Origin of the sequence: Sphingobacterium sp. HMA12 (assembly GCF_002933815.1) — a bacterium.
Classification (GTDB): Bacteria; Bacteroidota; Bacteroidia; order Sphingobacteriales; family Sphingobacteriaceae; genus Sphingobacterium.
In genome coordinates this window covers 74273-91807 of record NZ_BEYR01000009.1, presented here as the reverse complement: position 1 = coordinate 91807, position 17535 = coordinate 74273, and the positions used below count along the sequence as shown (strand labels likewise).

The window sequence follows — 17535 nt, the reverse complement described above, 5'->3', positions numbered from 1 at the left end:
TATTTTGAGAAATAGAGCAAGTCACATTATTCTGTCACAACGCCCATATTGCTGAATTTGTCAATGCGTTCTTTGATCAATGTATCGCTGTCTTTTGCTGTCAATTCAGCTAGATCTTTCAATAATTGCTGTTTCAGATTAGCCGCTGCCTGTGCTGGATCCTGATGAGCACCGCCCAATGGCTCAGGGATAATACCATCTATTAATCCATTACCTAACATATCACTGGAAGTTAATTTTAAAGCTTCCGCTGCTTTTTCCTTGTGATCCCAGCTTCTCCATAAAATCGAAGAGCAAGATTCTGGCGAAATAACGGAATACCAGGTATGTTCCATCATATATACACGATTACCTACTCCGATACCCAAGGCCCCACCCGAAGCACCTTCACCTATGACCACACAGATGATAGGAACTTTAAGTACTGCCATTTCCATAAGGTTGCGCGCAATAGCTTCACCTTGTCCACGCTCTTCAGCTTCTAAACCTGGGTAAGCACCCATAGTGTCGATTAATGTAATGACTGGCTTATTGAACTTTTCAGCCATTTTCATCAAGCGCAATGCTTTACGGTAACCTTCCGGATTGGCCATACCAAAATTATGGTATTGACGCTCTTTGGTGTTTTTACCTTTTTGATGGCCAATGATCATAACAGGATTGCCATCGATGGAGGCCATGCCGCCTACAATCGCCTTGTCATCTTTTACCGTACGATCACCATGCAATTCGATAAACTCATCGCAGATTGCTTCGATATAATCATAGGTCTGTGGACGATCCGGATGACGTGACATTTGAACATTCTGCCATCCTGTTAAATTGCTGTATATTTCTTTTTCCGTAGAAGCAAGTTTTTCCTCAAGTTCACGAACGGTTGCGCTCATATCAACTTGAGTTTTTTCGGCAACTTGTGTTACCTTTTCAATCTGCAATTGCAAATCTGCAATTGGCTTTTCAAAATCAAAAGTGGTTTTCATATATCTATTTTATGAAAATATTCAGGGGGCTAATTTAGCGCATTTTTTCCGAAATTAAAATTTGAGCATACAATATCATTGGAAATCCTTTGTTACATTTGCGTTATAATCATTGTGGTGGCTTAGTTTTTGATTGTAAGCCTGTGAAAAATGTTGACTTATGCTGAAAAAATACTTTTACTTTCTTTTTCTGTTGATTTCGCCTATACTTGCCAAATCGGAAAGCTATCCGGAGGTACTGTTTGATAATAGTATAATCAATGGAAGTTATGCGAAAAGCATGGCACATTATACTGGTGAGTCCTGGATACAAAATGTGAATCACAGCCTTCCGGTTTCAGATAGCTTGTTTTTTACTCCGGGGAATTCACTTTCCCTACGTTACGTTTCTTCGCCAAATGGAAAATGGGAAGCCTGTATATTAAATGATAAACAGAAATTTCAGTATATGATTGCCAAGGATGATCATTTGACCTTTAAATTGTTCATCCAAAGTAATACTGAAAAGGAACAGCTACCTAAAGTTGCCCTGCAACAAAATGATGTGCGTAGTAGTGCATTGGACATTAGTCATTACATAGATGACTTTGCGTATGATACCTGGCTCAATGTTTCTATACCCCTGTCAAAATTTGAAGGAATTGCCACTGGAAAGGCTGTGTCTTCATTGTTACTGGAACAAAATGGTACCGGTACAATTACGCATCAGCTTTTTATAGATCAAATCGAGTTCCTCCCAAAAAACTACCCAAAAGTTAAGCTATCATCGGCTGCTATTTTGTCTAAAATAGGTGCTGTGGACAAACAGGTTGAACTTGTATGGCAACTGCCATTAACTCCGAGTATTCGCTACGTGAAAATTTATAGATCTGAAGATAAGCTGAATTATCAGCCAATAGCAGTCTTACCGATCTATGTGCAGAAATGTCTCGACCGGGTGAACGAATATAATAAGAGTTATTATTATAAAATAGCCTGGGTGGATTACAACTACGTAGAATCTCCATTTTCAGATGTAAAGGAAATACAGACGAAAAAGGGAACTGATGCCGAAATGTTAAGTTTTATTCGCAATGCGCACGTCAATTATTTTATTGATAACTATGATGTAAACAGTGGGATGTATCTTCCTGATCGTGGAAATCGTCAGGCTATTGTCTCAACAAATGAAACGGGCTATGCCATCCTGGGTTTGCTTGTTGCTGCCGAAAACCAAATAATGTCCAGACAGGCTTTGTTGGCACGGATGACACGGATGGTGAAATTTTTGAGCGCAGCTCAAAATCATCAGGGTGTATTTACTGCTTTCTATGATGGGAGACTGGGGGTGCCTTACTACCGTGATTCTGTACCGACTTATGATGTAAGGGGAACTTCACATTTGATGGAGTCGTTATTGATCGCCCGTGAATACTTCAGCAAAGATGACTCGGAGGAGCAATCCTTGCGGAAATCAATCACCAAATTATGGGAAAGGATAAACTGGAAATATTTTACGGATCGAAGTAATGCGGATGTTCTTTGGAACAAATGGTCACCTATAGATAGTACGGCAAGATCCCGTTCATTGGGTGGATTCAATGAGAGCCTAAGTACTTATGTGCTGGCTATGTCGTCTCCAACGCATCCTTTGGCGGCTTCGGCTTATACAAATGGATTTGCAACCAAACATTCGGATGGAATAGACTTTAGTGATGAATTAAGTGCTTTGGTACCAGAGATAAAGACAAGGTTGAATGATTCTCTTGCGCAAGCAATAAGTAACAATCCCCTGATCGGTAATACGGGGAATTCGCCTGTTTCCATTTATTCTGACGATAAGGTTATTTTTGCTAAAAGTATTGCTGGAGGTAATCTGACAGAATCATTGATGTCTGTTTATAGACCATTTTTGATCATGAATCCGAAAGGGAAGGTGGATAATTTTGTGGACTATAAAAAGTACCTCTCAGACTACATACTGGCCTATAAACGGAGAGATAATGAGTTGAATATCGGAACAAGATTTACGGACATCTGGGGTGTTGAGCAAACCGGTAACGCTAACCAGGGATATTTTGTCAATCCGGCCATCTCAATAGCTTCCTATCCATTCGAAAAGGAAATCGGTTTGAAAGCTTTGCGTAAATTTTATGAGGAGTATGCAGATGTCCTGTTCACACAATATGGATTCAGAGCCTGGATCGATCTTAAAAATAATGATGTTTCTGAAAGTTACCGGGCAAGAAATCAGGCTACGATAGCTGTAATGATTGAAAATGCCAATTCAGGGATGATCTGGAAGCTATACGAGCAGATTCCTGAAATTAAAAAGACATTGGATATGGTATATTTGAAGAAATAGATTTGTTACGATCTGATGAATGGAAAGGAGCTCCTTTTTTGGACTTTTTTCCTTATATTTACCCTGCTTAAATCGACAATAAATACGTTAAAAACGATGCTTAGAAAAATTAATTTGGGACTATTGGCCGTATGCGCAGGTTTGTCATTATTTTCTTGTAAACAACAGGCTATTGTAGTAAATCCTGGAGCTGTTGTCACAAAAGATGGAACTGATGATGGTTTGAAAAATGTGAAAAAGGACTTTAATGATGCGAAAAGGACTGACGAGGGAATTAAATTCAGTATTTCGTCGGACCTATTGTTCCCAACAAATTCTTCCTATTTATCTGAAAAGGCAAAGACCGAAGTAAGTAAGCTGGCTGTAATCCTTAAAGAGAACAACAATAAAATTAAAGTTGACGGCTATACCGATGCTACCGGTACGGTCGAGTATAACCAATGGCTTTCTGATAAACGTGCTGCGTCAGTAAAGAAATTCTTGGTAGATTCGGGTGTACAGGAGTCTCGTATTACAGCAAAAGGTTTTGGCCAGTCAAATCCTGTTGGTGATAACAAGACACCGGAAGGACGTCAAAAAAATCGAAGAGTAGAGGTAACCATCTTGGATAAAAAATAAAATTATCAGGATCTTTCTCCTGGATGAAAAGCGAGATATTTTATAAATATATCGCTTTTTTTATGCCTTAACTGGAAGATCCCTAGCTCCTTTAGTGGGCTTAATTGGGTAGCTCATCCCCTTATCTTTACAATTATAATGATCAGAATATAAATATAAATCAAATTTGGAACGAGATACTGCTATTGAGAGAAATGAAGTGTTTAAACCTAATTTTCGGGAGGCACTCCGGTTTTGGTTTATCCTGGGCTGGATAAGTTTTGGTGGGACGACAGGGCATATAACAATTATGCATGATTTTCTGGTGGACAAAAAAAAATGGGTAAGCAGCAAAAAATTTTTTCGGGCGCTGAATGCCTGCATGCTACTGCCGGGACCTGAAGCACATCAATTGACCATTTATCTTGGTTGGAAATTACATGGCCTAAAGGGTGGGGTACTGGCGGGACTGTTTTTTATATTGCCTTCTCTGTGTATCATATTGGGACTTAGTCTGGTGTATGTATACTTTGGCAATTCTGCATTTCTATTTGCATTATTCTCAGGCTTAAAACCCGCAGTGCTGGCGATTATACTTTTCGCGACTTACAAAGTGGGGCAGAAGTCCTTATTGGGTACATGGCATTATATCGCCGCTTTGCTTGCTTTTCTACTTTCTTATTTTGCTAAAGTTCCAATGCCCTGGATTATTTTGGGGGTTATTGTTTTGGGATTCTTACTTTATTTCTTAAAACCCAAAAAGGATAGGGCTAAATCTGAACAGGAAGAGGAGTTAGATAAAGAGCGGTTTTATCACGTCAATTCCCTGGAGACAGTACCGTCAATTTCCGTACGTAAGATTTGTGTTCAGTTTCTTGCATTTTTTCTATTGTGGTTGGGCCCATTCATGGCGCTATACCTGTTTATGCCCGATGCTACATTTTGGAAAGATCTATCTTTCTTGTTTACAAAATCGGCGTACTTTACAATCGGGGGATCCTATACTGTTATTCCCTATGTCGCAAATTTGGTTACGGAAAAATTTCTCTGGCTGACAAAGACGCAGATGATAGACGGTTTTGCATTAGCCGAAACAACGCCGGGGCCATTGGTGATCGTGTTGGCATATGTGGGTTTTATGGCTGGATTTAATCATTTTGAGCACTCTTACGCAATGGCTACGATAGGTCTGGCAGCCACAGCTTACTTTACTTTTTTGCCGAATTTTGCATTGATTTTTATCGGTGCACCGCTTATTGAACGCTCTCAAAAAAATAAAGCTATCCAGTATGTTCTCTCCTTGGTCACCGCTTCGGTAGTAGGAGTGATTGTCAATTTAGCTTTTTACCTGGGGCAGGGGATTTTGTTTCCAAAAACATTCGGTTTGGCAGATTTGGACTGGAAAGCATTACTCTGGGTCGCTGTTTCAATTCTCCTCTTATTTAGATATCGGATTGGAATGCTACAGCTTATCCTTTTAAGCCTGATTTATGGATTTTTACTGTACCTGTTGCCGTAAACAAGAAAAGCTCATCGAACGATGAGCTTTCTTGTACCTAGGGCGGGAATCGAACCCGCACTCCCTTAACGGGAACAGGATTTTAAGTCCTGCGTGTCTACCAGTTCCACCACCTAGGCAGGTGAGCGAAAAACGAGATTCGAACTCGCGACCCCAACCTTGGCAAGGTTGTGCTCTACCAACTGAGCTATTTTCGCATGGAATTTTTATTTCAACTTTAAAAAGAACCTCGTGTTCCTTTTTGGTGATGCAAATATAGAGCGAAAAATTAATATTGCAAAATATTTGTTTACTTTATTTTGTTGTTTTCTATAACTCCTTTGAATTCAGTATAGAAAAAATTAAATCGCTTTCAAATCCTCTGGACAAAGCAAATTGATAGACTTTGTTCCTAACAATGAACGAATCTTTGCCTTTAATCTCCCGAATTTTCTTATCAATAATATTTTCAAGGATGTTCTCATATTCATCCGGGTCGATCTGTTTGAAGGCGATTTTTATCAGCTGTTCTGAAACACGCTTTCCTTTTAAAGCTTGTTTGATTTTAATTTTTCCCCAGCCTTTCATGCGTAGTTTACCATTGCAATAGGCTATTGCAAAACGTTCTTCGTTCAGAAAGTTTTCTGCAATTAAATTCGCTATACTATTTTCGACATCTGCCTCGTGTAGCCCCCAACTGTAGAGTTTGTCCCGTACTTCCTGCTGGGATCTTTCCTGATAAGCACAATAGCTTTCCGCTTTTAACTTGGCCTGACCGGGGGTCAGTATCTTTTTGTTTTTTCTATCTTCCTCAAACATATTGTCAAAATTTCAAAAATAATATGAAATAACTAAAAAAATGTTCAGTTTTGATCCAATCAAAATACAGGAGAATGTACAAAATAACGGAAATCGTCCAGATTTTACATCCTAATCGCACGTTTATCACGGATCCCAATTCTTTAGTTCAACATCTATTCTATGATAGTCGCAAGATTGTTCAGGCGGATAACGGTGTGTTTTTTGCGCTACAGAAGAGTAGGGATGGTCATCACTATATCAAAGAGGCCTATGATAAGGGGGTAAGAACCTTTGTCCTACAAATTGACGAAGAACAAGAACAGTTATTTCCGGATGCAAATCTGATATGGGTCACCGAAAGCCTCGAATCCATGCAGGTATTGGCGGCCTATCATCGGCAGAAGTTTAGCTTCCCTGTCATTGGGATCACCGGGAGCAATGGTAAGACAATAGTCAAGGAATGGTTATATCAACTGATGTCCCCGGAATATAAGATCTATCGTAGTCCCAAAAGCTACAACTCACAATTGGGGGTAGCGCTTTCTTTATGGGGCTTATCCGATCAGTATAATCTTGCGATTATCGAAGCGGGCATTTCGGAAAAGGGCGAAATGGTTAAGCTCGAAAATATGATAAAACCGACAATTGGTCTGCTAACAAACGTGGGGGTGGCTCATAAAGCTGGTTTTGAATCAAAGCAGGAAAAGATCTACGAAAAGATAAACCTGTTTAAGGATGTCGAGACGATGATCTTTCCCAACCGTTATGTAGAGGATATTCAACTACCTTATCGGCCTCGAAAATTTTCGTGGGGATACGATGAGGGGCTTTCATTGGAGGTCTATTCACTCAAACAGGTGGACGATAAATTTACGGTAGCCACACTGTTCTATGGTGGACGGACATTTGCTGTTGAGGTACCTTTTGTTGACAAAGGGAATATAGAAAATGCCATCAACTGTGTTGCGGTAATGTTGCGTTTTGGTTATGAAAGAGAGGTGATCGCATCAAGAATTAAAGAGCTGCAGCCTGTCGCCATGCGGCTTGAACTGAAGAAAGGCAAAAAAAACAGCTCTATTATTGATGATTCCTATAGTAACGATTTAGATGCCCTCCAAATTGCGCTTGAATTTTTAAATCAACAGGGACAGCATCCGCGAAAAATCCTGATTCTTTCGGATTTACCCGGTGTAAGTTTAACGGATGAGAAAAGTTTGTCAAAACTGAAACGGTTACTTTCGGAGTACCGTTTGGATCGGTTGATCTTGATCGGGGAGATCTTGACACAAGTTGCTGATCAATTTGCTGTTCCATCGGTTTCGTATGCCAGTACCACAGCATTTTTGGACGATATAAGGTCTCTTCAATTTGAAGATTCTACTGTTTTATTAAAGGGTGGACGGGAATTTCATTTTGAACGGATCAGCCGCTTATTGGTGGCAAAATCACATGATACGGTGCTCGAGATCAACCTCAATGCAATGGAGAGTAATCTGAATGTCTATCGTCAGCTGTTGCCAAAACATGTGAAATTGATGTCTATGGTCAAAGCATTTTCCTACGGAAGCGGAAGTTTTGAGATTGCGAACCTGTTACAGTTCAATAGGGTGGATTACCTTACTGTGGCATTTGCAGATGAAGGTGTCGATCTCAGGGGGGCTGGAATCTCATTGCCTATTGTTGTGATGAGCCCTGATGAAAATACCTTTGAATCTATCGTTCAATATAATCTTGAACCTGAAATTTACAGCTTTAGAGTGCTTTCTTCATTTTTGAATTACCTGAAGGGAAGAGGGATTTCATCCTTTCCGGTGCATATCAAAGTGGATACGGGTATGCATCGCCTTGGTTTTATGCCGGATGAGGTGGATAAACTGATTACTGAATTAAACACTAGCGCCATACTGCAGGTAAAGTCGGTGTTTTCCCATTTGGCTTCGGCCGGAAATAAAGAAGACAATGTTTTTACCCAACAGCAGATTGATCTTCTCGATCAGTTTACAAGGCGCCTTGAAGAGGGGTTAGGGTATTCCTTTCTACGCCACATTGCTGCTACTTCGGGTATCGAACTATGGCCGCAAGCCTATTTTGATATGGTTCGGCTGGGGATCGGACTGTACGGGATTGACGTCGAGCGACATGACCTTCCGCTTCGGGAGGTCAGCAGCCTGAAGACGAATGTGACTCAAATAAAGCACTTGGTAGCGGGAGAGACCGTTGGTTACAACCGGCACGGGGTATTGCATCGGGATAGCAAAACGGCAACGATAAAAATTGGTTATGCGGATGGATATGACAGGCGTTTTGGGAATGGTGTAGGCAAGATGATGGTCAATGGTCAGCTCGTACCGACAGTAGGCGATATCTGCATGGATATGTGTATGCTTGACGTGACAGATATCGAAGTGGCAGAAGAAGATGAAGTGATTGTTTACCCGGACATTAAGCTCGCGGCGAAAGCTATCGGTACTATCCCTTACGAACTCTTGACGAGTATCTCGCAGCGGGTAAAAAGAGTATATTTTTATGAATAATAAAGGATATTCTGCATTTTTGTATAAATATATTTGATTTTCTAACTCATGCTCGGTAAACTATTCAGGGGATTTATTAATTATTTAATTCGAGGTATTCTCGTTGTCGTGCCGTTGGCCGGCGCTGTTTTTCTGATCGTTTGGATTTTCGCATCGATTGACTCTGCGCTGAACCTGACAGAGCATTTTTTGCAGGATGAAAAAGGGCATCCCTTATATATTCCCGGAATCGGTATCTTAACCGTGATCCTCATCCTTGTTCTGGCTGGCGTGATATTTACGAATTTTGTGACGGACCCGATCAAAGTATGGATCAACCATCAGATCAAGCGAATACCACTCTTAAACACCTTGTACACGTCAATTAAGGATTTCACCGAAGCCTTTGTTGGGGATGCTAAGAAATTCAATGAACCTGTGCTGGTTACCGTCAATGAATTTGGGCTCAAAAAGATCGGTTTCCTGACACAGCATGATTTAAAGAGTTTAGGTCTTGAAGATGAGGTTATGGTTTATTTTCCATATTCTTACTCTTTTGCCGGTCAGGTTGTTATTATTAGTGCAGATAAGGTTAAAAAATTAAACATGTCGCCTACCGATGCAATGAAACTTGTTGTCTCCGGGGGAGTCAGCGGTATTGAACATTCGTAGACTAAATACTGATGGTAAAAAAGGGCTGGAAATTTAAATTTATTTACTGCCCTTTTTTATTTGTGGTCAACTGTTGCTTTATTAGGGCTTTCTTTGGCCTAAAGTTGGATTTACAGGAGGAATGGGGATATAGCCATCATCTCCCGGAACTTTTGGAAATTCGTGTTGTTCCCATTTAGCCCTGGCGATTTTTAAGGTTTCGATGTCGGAAGCGACAAAATTCCAATCGATATAGCGTTGTTCGGGGAAGGGCTCACCACCAAAGATGTATACCGAAGTGTCTGCCCTCATTTCGAACTCACATAATTTGGCATCCTTTGCTACCAAAATTTGCTTTGGACCAAATTCCTGGCCTTCGGCCTGTACCGAACCATGAAGAATATACAAGCCGCTTTCACCATAGAGATGTTCGCCCAATTTAATGCGGGAGTCTTTTTCTGCTTTAATTTCAATAAGATATAAGGGGCTGTAAACCGGTACTTCCGAGCGATGGTTGTTGATCTCGCCAGCAATCAGGCGATAACTTACACCGTCTTCAGTCCAATGCGGAAGCTGTGGTTCTTCGATATGAACAAAGTTGGGCTCCATCTGTTCGAGATCCTTTGGCAAAGCAACCCATATCTGTAGACCATGGAGGTCGTGTTGCGTAGATCGGAGGTAATCCGGAGTACGCTCGGAATGGGTTACTCCTTTTCCGGCTGTCATCCAGTTTACCGCTCCGGGTTTTATTTCAACGGCATTGCCTAAACTGTCGCGGTGCATGATACTTCCCTCGAAGAGGTAAGTCAACGTGGATAATCCGATATGAGGATGTGGAGCAATATCCATGAAGTGAGGTTCGGAGATGGTGTCAGGTCCCATATGGTCAATAAATATAAACGGACCAACCATACGTTTTTGCCTGAAAGGAAGTAGTCTACCTACCAAGAAATTGCCTATATCTGCGGCTCTTTCTTCAATCACTATTGCAATATTTGACATAATGTTTCCTTATTTTTGTGTGTCTATTATAAAGCAATTTAAGAAATGTCAGGTATAATCGATCGTATTTTAGGTAAAAAGTCTGTAAGAAATGAGGTGGCAATAGCGCTGTCCCATAGAGTGTCATTTGAGAACAGTCAATGCGACCGTTTTCTGCTGGCAAAGGTCCTAACGGAAGATAGGGGCTTTGGAAAGGAATATATACTGCTTCAAAAAAAGCTATTGCTTTTGGAATTGGATAAACAACAGGCTATTGAAGCTGAGCTGGACTTGCTGTCGCAATATATCGCGGTGGTCAAGATGTTGATGCCTGCTGGTTTTTTACTCCAATGGGAAAATCGTTTTCCGTCGGAAAACGAGCTGATGCTGCCCCCGCTGATCTTATTTCCTATGGTGCAACATGCCGTAACAAACGGATATAATAGTATGTCTTCCCATCCCATCCGGGTTCGTCTCTCCGGATCTTCAAAAGTTCTGCTATTCGAAGTCAGCCATCGTGCAAACCATTATCTGCAGGACCAATTTAAGCACACCTTGATGGAAGATTTTCGAAATAGGCTAGAGTTTCTTTTTCCAGACCGACATAGTTTGCTATTGAACAGCAACAGTAATACCTGCCGCGCTACACTTACAATTTATTTCTAGATAACCCCAAAGTGCTTTAAGGCATTCCAGATGCCGTTGCTGTCCACATCGTCGGTGATATAGTCAGCGATTTCCTTTACTTCGGGGTTCGCATTTCCCATAGCGATACCAATCTTTGTGTGGGCAAGCATGGTAATGTCGTTTCCTCCATCGCCAAAAGACATAGTTTCGGAAAGCTTAATGCCGAAATGTTTTAGAAAAACATCTATACCTACTTTTTTACTTTGGCCCATCGGGTTAACATCGGCAAAAATGGGCGTCCATCGGGAAGCAACAGAGTTGGGCATAACATTTTCCATGAACTCAGCCTCTTGTTCTGGGTTAATAAATACATTGATCTGCATGACGGATTCCAGATCAAAGTTGTCTTCATAGTTGCGTGTCGGCGGGGTTTTTACGTTAACTTGCTGATACATCTTCAGCACTTCGGGCGTAACCTGATTTAAGGAGATCTCTTTGTCTGACATAAATGAAAACGTGAGTTCGGGATGATGCTTCGCGTAATCAAGTAATGAACGGATGTCTTCTTGAATAATATTGTTTTTATAAATAACCTGTTCATCTTTGGTAACGCAGTATCCGCCATTGAACGTGATAAAACCGTCAAAGTCAAGATAGCGGATATGTCCCAATTGGTTAAAGGAACGGCCGGTAGAGACGAAAACTTTTATATTTTTTTCTTTTAATAATTGAAATGCCTGCTGTGTGGAGTCGGGGACTTGATGTGTTTTGAAACTTAACAGTGTCCCATCTATATCAAAAAAAATCGCTTTAATCATAGAAATTGGAGTCAAATTCAAATATAATAAATAACTGGGATAGTGTAGTAGGTACAATATTAAATAGCTGTTACGATTGTGTGGGATTGAATGCTTTTTTGCCAGCTAGTTTTTTTTGAAGTACTCTCCTTTTTCCTAGACCTGTGAAGATGCTTAAAAACAGTCATTCCGAAAGGTTATCAAATGGTCTGCTCAAATAGCTGTGGGAGCCACCGATAAGAGTTGTAGACCATTTGTGTAAATTAATTTTTTGGATTGGCAAATTTGGTGATGCCGGACATCTGCGGTGGTCGATAAAAGCCCGATTTTATGCTGTTATTTTTCGCAAAAATCTGACAGAATGTTCCCTAAGAATTTCGTAAATTTCAAGTTCAAATAAATGTAAATTTGATTACATTTAACGTATTGTATTAAAGAGGTTTAGAAATTTATGTATATTATTTTCGATACAGAGACAACGGGTTTGCCGAAGCGTTGGGACGCGCCAATTACGGACACGGATAATTGGCCGCGTTGTATCCAGCTGGCATGGCAGATTCACGATGAGATGGGAAATTTGGTCGAACATCAGGATTTTTTGATTAAACCTGATGGATTTGATATACCCTATGACTCTGAAAAAATACACGGTATATCTACCGCATTGGCTGAAGAACAGGGGGTGCCATTACAGATTGCCCTGGAAAAATTCAATACAGCGTTAAATAAAGCGAAATTTGTTGTGGGACAGAATATCGGTTTTGACCTCAATATCATGGGCTGTGAGTTTTATCGTTATGGTGTGGATTCTAAAATGGCGAGCATGCCTGTTTTGGATACCTGTACCGAAGTGACTGCGGATCTGTTGAAAATTCCTGGTGGACGTGGTGGTCGGTATAAACTGCCTAATCTGACCGAATTACATTCCTATTTGTTTGGAGTTCCATTTGCTGAGGCCCATAATGCAACGGCCGACGTTGAAGCAACAACGCGTTGTTTCCTGGAGTTGGTCAGAAGAGAAGTGTTTACTGCCGAGGAACTTCAGGTCGATACGGGGTATTTTGTGGATTTCAAAACGAGTAATCCCGGTCCTATTCCTACTGTCGGACTTAAACATATTAATCTTAAAGCGGCCTCTGACGAGATCAGAAAACGCGCTACGCCAGATGAAGTCAGTGTTGTTGTAGATGCCGATACCTTATCCGCTCTTAAGGAAGCAAAATTTGCACACTTACATAACCATTCACAGTTTTCTATTCTACAGTCGACCATGTCGTATGATAAGTTGGTCTCGGCTGCGGTCAAAGACAATATGCCTGCTGTTGCTCTTACCGATCATGGAAATATGATGGGGGCATTTGAATTTGTTTCTAGGGTCATCAGCCATAATAAAGAGGTGGAGGCTCAAAATGCCGAAGCGATCGAAAATGGGCAGGAGCCCACTGGTCAGATTCTAAAACCTATTGTAGGTTGTGAATTTTTTGTTTGTGAAGACCATAAAGATAAAACCAGAAAGGATAACGGTTACCAGGTTGTGCTGTTGGCAAAGAATAAACGTGGTTATCATAACTTAGCCAAGTTAGCTTCTTTTGCTTATACCGCCGGATTCTATTATGTACCCCGCATAGACAAAAATCTTATTCTACAATATAAAGAAGATGTGATCGTACTTTCGGGAAACCTCCAGGGAGAGGTGCCTAGCAAGGTGTTAAATATTGGTGAAAATCAAGCTGAAGAAGCTTTGCAATGGTGGAAGGAACACTTTGGAGATGATTTCTATCTGGAGTTAATGCGCCATGGACAAGAAGATGAGGATAGGGTCAACCAAACCTTATTGAAGTTTGCCCGTAAATATGCTATTAAAGTTATAGCGACCAATAATACCTATTACGAAAAGAAAGGAGATGCACACGCCCACGATATCCTGTTGTGCGTGAAAGATGGTGAGAAGCTTTCCACGCCGAAAGGCAGAGGAAGGGGCTTCCGATTCGGTTTGCCAAATCAGGAGTATTATTTTAAATCTTCTGAAGAGATGAAGATGCTGTTCAAAGATTTGCCTGAAGCAATTCTTAATATACAGGAGATTGTGGATAAGGTAGAGGTCTTTAAATTGAACAGGGATGTCCTCTTGCCTAAATTTGATATACCAGAGGAATTTCAAGTTGCAGAAGATAATGAGGACGGGGGGAAAAGAGGGGAAAATAAATATCTCGCCCACTTATGTTATGTAGGTGCCGAGAAACGTTATGAGGAAATAACGGATGATATTCGTGAGCGTCTGGATTTTGAATTGGCAACGATCGAAAAAACGGGATATCCCGGATATTTTTTGATTGTGCAGGATTTTATTGCCGCAGCACGTGCTATGGGTGTTTCTGTGGGGCCCGGACGGGGGTCTGCAGCAGGGTCTGCCGTGGCGTACTGTCTCGGAATTACAAATATTGACCCGATAAAATACGATTTGCTATTTGAGCGTTTTTTAAATCCCGACCGTGTATCCATGCCTGATATTGATATCGACTTTGATGATGAGGGGCGTGGCCGGGTGATGCAGTATGTGATCAATAAATACGGCGCCAGTCAGGTGGCTCAGATTATTACTTATGGTACGATGGCTGCGAAGTCTTCGATTAAAGATACAGCACGTGTACTCGATCTGCCTTTGGGCGATGCGAATGAAATAGCCAAATTGATTCCCAATCTGAAGCTTTCCAAAATCTTTACGCTGGATGAAGCTGGTTTAAAAGAGAAACTGCGAACAGAAGAGATCGAGGCTGTCAACCGGTTAAAGTCAATCGCTGACGGTGCCGGACTCGAAGCTGAGACGATCCGTCAGGCACGTGTATTGGAAGGTTCTGTTCGAAATACAGGTATTCATGCCTGTGGTGTGATCATTACACCGGATGATATTACGAATTTCGTTCCTGTTTCTCTGGCCAAGGATTCCGATCTGTATGTGACGCAGTTTGATAACCACGTCGTTGAAAGTGCCGGACTATTGAAAATGGACTTTTTGGGATTGAAGACCCTGACGCTTATCAAGGATACAGTGGAGAATGTCAAATTAAGTCATGGTATTATTTTGGATCCGGATAAATTTCCGATAGACGATGTATTGACTTACGAACTTTTCCAGCGTGGTGAAACAATCGGTGTCTTCCAATATGAATCTCCCGGGATGCAAAAATATATGCGTGATCTCAAACCAACGGTATTCGCCGATTTGATTGCGATGAATGCCCTGTATCGTCCGGGGCCAATTGAATATATTCCAAGTTTTATCAAGCGTAAACATGGGATAGACCCTATTGTTTATGATTTGGATGCCTGTGAGGAATATTTAAAAGAAACCTACGGGATTACGGTGTATCAGGAGCAGGTAATGCTTTTATCCCAAAAGCTTGCGGGTTTTTCCAAAGGTGATGCCGACGTTTTGCGTAAGGCGATGGGTAAGAAGCAGAAAGCTGTACTTGATAAAATGAAGCCGAAGTTTGTTTCACAGGCAGAAGAGAAAGGGCATAATGCGAAAGTGCTGGAAAAAATCTGGACCGACTGGGAAGCTTTTGCGAGTTATGCCTTCAATAAATCCCACTCTACCTGTTATGCTTGGGTTGCTTATCAAACAGCTTATTTGAAAGCACATTTCCCTGCTGAATATATGGCTGCGGTGCTTTCCAATAATATGAATGATATCAAGCAGGTGACATTCTTTATGGAGGAATGTAAGCGTATGGGTTTGGAGGTATTGGGACCTGATGTAAATGAATCTTACTACAAATTTACGGTCAACGAACGTGGAGCGATTCGCTTTGGTATCGGTGCTGTCAAGGGAGTCGGTGCTGGCGCAGTAGATGCTATTGTGCAAACGAGACAATCAGGGTTGTATAAGTCTGTTTTCGATATGGCTAAGCGTATAGATCTTCGTGCGGTCAATAAAAAGGCTTTTGAGAGTTTGGCGTATGCCGGCGGTTTTGATAGTTTTGAAAGTACACATCGTGCACAGTATTTCCATGCCGAGGATAATTCGACGGGGATGGAAAAGGCGATCCGGTTTGGGCAGCGTTATAAAGAAAATGAAAACTCGGCACAGGCAAGTTTGTTTGGTGCAGGTGAGGCCGCGGAGCTACCCGAGCCTGTGCTGGCACCTTGCCCACAATGGGGGTTGATCGAAAAGCTTAAATACGAAAAAGATGTCATCGGTATTTACCTGACAAGTCACCCATTGGATACTTATCGGTTTGAGATCGAACATTTCTGCCATAATCCGGTGTCTGATCTGTCGTTGATCAATAAGGCTAAAGCTGCTGAGGTGGATGAGGAAACCTTGCTGGAGTTTAATCGTATTAAAAATAAAGAATTGGTTATCGGTGGGATTATAGCCTCGGCAAATCATCGGTTGACCAAAAACGGTAAACCCTTTGCTTCATTTATTATTGAGGATTATAGTGACTCCTATGATATGGCGGTGTTTGGCGAGGAGTATGTGAAGTTAAAAGGGTATTTACAGGAGGGGTATTTTGTTCAATTACGCGGATTGGTTCAGGAGCGTTTTAGGCAGGTCGGAAATTGGGGCTTTGAATTGAGAAGTGTGCAGCTGCTTTCGGAACTTCGTGAAAAAATGGCAAAGAGTTTTACAATTAATATTCCTTTGCCAAAGTTGAATGAAGAATTCTTGGATGGGATTAAAGATATCTTAGCGCAAAATGAGATTGAAGGTATTGTGCCAAATTGTCAATTGAAATTTAAAATCTGGGATCCCCAAGATGAAATCTCTGTCGAAATGCCAGCTAAAAGTCTGAAAATAAACCTTACAAATGAGTTTTTGGACTGTATAGATAAGTTTGAAGGTATTAATTACCGATTGAATTAGTTTGGATTAGATTTTGTGTAATTAAGATTACAATTACATTGACAGTTGTTACTATCTTTGTTTATTGATTTTAGCAATTAAGTAGTATCATAAATATAACTTCGGTTTATAAAATTAAAAAGATTATGGCATTAGAAATTACAGATAGCAACTTCGAAGAAGTTGTTTTGAAAGCGGACAAACCCGTATTAATTGATTTTTGGGCAGAATGGTGTGGTCCATGTCGTATGGTAGGTCCTGTTGTTGAAGAATTAGCGAAAGACTATGAAGGTAAGGCTGTGATAGGAAAAGTAAACGTGGATGAAAATCCAGAAATTTCAGTTCGTTACGGTATCCGTAATATTCCTGCTTTATTGTTCTTCAAAAATGGAGAAATCGTAGATAAACAAATAGGAGCGGTTCCAAAATCAGTTTTAAATGAAAAATTAGAGAAACAATTAGCGTAATAATTCGTTTTTTAATACAAAAAGACCTGAAATATTTTTATTTCAGGTCTTTTTTTTTTTTTTTTCATCATTATTTTAATGTTTTTCTATTGTTATTGTTGATGATATTAATGTGTTTTTGATTTAATATTCGTTTATATTGTATTATTTATTGTTTTTTATATGTTTTTATGGTTTAAAATCTATTTTATCAAAATAAAATAGATTTTATTTTGATAAATGGATATTTTTTACTTCTTTTGAATATGAAAACAGAGAAAAAACAAATGTTTTATTGAGTTTTTTGTTTTATTTTATGTTTTTTATTGATATTTTGATATAAATAAAGATTTTCCCTTTCAAATACCCTAGATTATGCCTCGCGTTGTTCTCAGCAGCGCGAGTTTTTTATTTTTTAAGGTAAGGTAAGGTAAGGTAAGGTAAGGTAAGG

At 40.4% G+C, this 17535-nt stretch carries 12 protein-coding genes and 2 tRNA genes; 8 read left to right on the top strand and 6 right to left on the bottom strand.

Annotated features, from left to right (window positions below):
• Positions 1–26: 26 nt before the first annotated feature.
• Entirely contained in the window at positions 27–980 is a 954-nt protein-coding gene (locus HMAT_RS26465; protein WP_104385840.1) for an acetyl-CoA carboxylase carboxyltransferase subunit alpha, read from the bottom strand.
• A gap of 160 nt (positions 981–1140) precedes the next feature.
• On the opposite strand from HMAT_RS26465, the gene HMAT_RS26460 reads away from it, so the two are divergent.
• The 3 genes from HMAT_RS26460 (at position 1141) to chrA (ending at position 5440) form a co-directional block, all read left to right on the top strand.
• Positions 1141–3324, top strand: coding sequence for a glucoamylase family protein (locus tag HMAT_RS26460; RefSeq protein WP_104385839.1), 2184 nt, complete (start codon positions 1141–1143; stop codon positions 3322–3324).
• 96 nt (positions 3325–3420) lie between these two features.
• Entirely contained in the window at positions 3421–3942 is a 522-nt protein-coding gene (locus tag HMAT_RS26455; protein WP_104385904.1) for an OmpA family protein, read from the top strand.
• 166 nt (positions 3943–4108) lie between these two features.
• Positions 4109–5440 carry a chromate efflux transporter gene (gene chrA / locus HMAT_RS26450; RefSeq protein ID WP_104385838.1) on the top strand — a complete coding sequence of 444 codons (1332 nt, stop codon included), beginning with the start codon at positions 4109–4111 and terminating at the stop codon, positions 5438–5440.
• A gap of 34 nt (positions 5441–5474) precedes the next feature.
• On the opposite strand, the gene HMAT_RS26445 is transcribed toward chrA, so the two are convergent.
• The 3 genes from HMAT_RS26445 to HMAT_RS26435 all read right to left on the bottom strand — a co-directional run bounded on the left by HMAT_RS26445 (position 5475) and on the right by HMAT_RS26435 (position 6238).
• Positions 5475–5559 (bottom strand) — tRNA-Leu (locus HMAT_RS26445).
• A gap of 5 nt (positions 5560–5564) precedes the next feature.
• Positions 5565–5637: transfer RNA gene (locus tag HMAT_RS26440), tRNA-Gly, on the bottom strand.
• Between the two features lie 112 nt (positions 5638–5749).
• Entirely contained in the window at positions 5750–6238 is a 489-nt protein-coding gene (locus HMAT_RS26435) for a regulatory protein RecX (protein ID WP_104385837.1), read from the bottom strand.
• A gap of 74 nt (positions 6239–6312) precedes the next feature.
• Between HMAT_RS26435 and HMAT_RS26430 the strand changes: the two genes are divergently transcribed.
• Entirely contained in the window at positions 6313–8754 is a 2442-nt protein-coding gene (locus HMAT_RS26430) for a bifunctional UDP-N-acetylmuramoyl-tripeptide:D-alanyl-D-alanine ligase/alanine racemase (protein WP_104385836.1), read from the top strand.
• A gap of 48 nt (positions 8755–8802) precedes the next feature.
• On the top strand, positions 8803–9405 hold the full coding sequence (locus tag HMAT_RS26425) for a DUF502 domain-containing protein (protein WP_104385835.1): 603 nt from the start codon (positions 8803–8805) through the stop codon (positions 9403–9405).
• Positions 9406–9486: 81 nt separating this feature from the next.
• Here the strand turns inward: HMAT_RS26425 and HMAT_RS26420 are convergent, their stop codons facing one another.
• Positions 9487–10386: a pirin family protein gene (locus HMAT_RS26420; protein ID WP_104385834.1), complete on the bottom strand. Its 900-nt coding sequence runs from the start codon at positions 10384–10386 to the stop codon at positions 9487–9489.
• A gap of 45 nt (positions 10387–10431) precedes the next feature.
• Between HMAT_RS26420 and HMAT_RS26415 the strand changes: the two genes are divergently transcribed.
• Positions 10432–11031: a hypothetical protein gene (locus HMAT_RS26415; RefSeq protein WP_104385833.1), complete on the top strand. Its 600-nt coding sequence runs from the start codon at positions 10432–10434 to the stop codon at positions 11029–11031.
• On the opposite strand, the gene HMAT_RS26410 is transcribed toward HMAT_RS26415, so the two are convergent.
• On the bottom strand, positions 11028–11810 hold the full coding sequence (locus HMAT_RS26410; RefSeq protein WP_104385832.1) for a Cof-type HAD-IIB family hydrolase: 783 nt from the start codon (positions 11808–11810) through the stop codon (positions 11028–11030). The two genes, HMAT_RS26415 and HMAT_RS26410, sit on opposite strands and share 4 nt — an antisense overlap.
• 430 nt (positions 11811–12240) lie before the next feature.
• On the opposite strand from HMAT_RS26410, the gene dnaE reads away from it, so the two are divergent.
• Entirely contained in the window at positions 12241–16659 is a 4419-nt protein-coding gene (gene dnaE / locus HMAT_RS26405) for a DNA polymerase III subunit alpha (protein WP_104385831.1), read from the top strand.
• 125 nt (positions 16660–16784) lie between these two features.
• Positions 16785–17105 (top strand): thioredoxin, encoded by a 321-nt coding sequence (trxA, locus tag HMAT_RS26400; protein WP_104385830.1) that lies wholly within the window; start codon positions 16785–16787, stop codon positions 17103–17105.
• Positions 17106–17535: the final 430 nt, after the last annotated feature.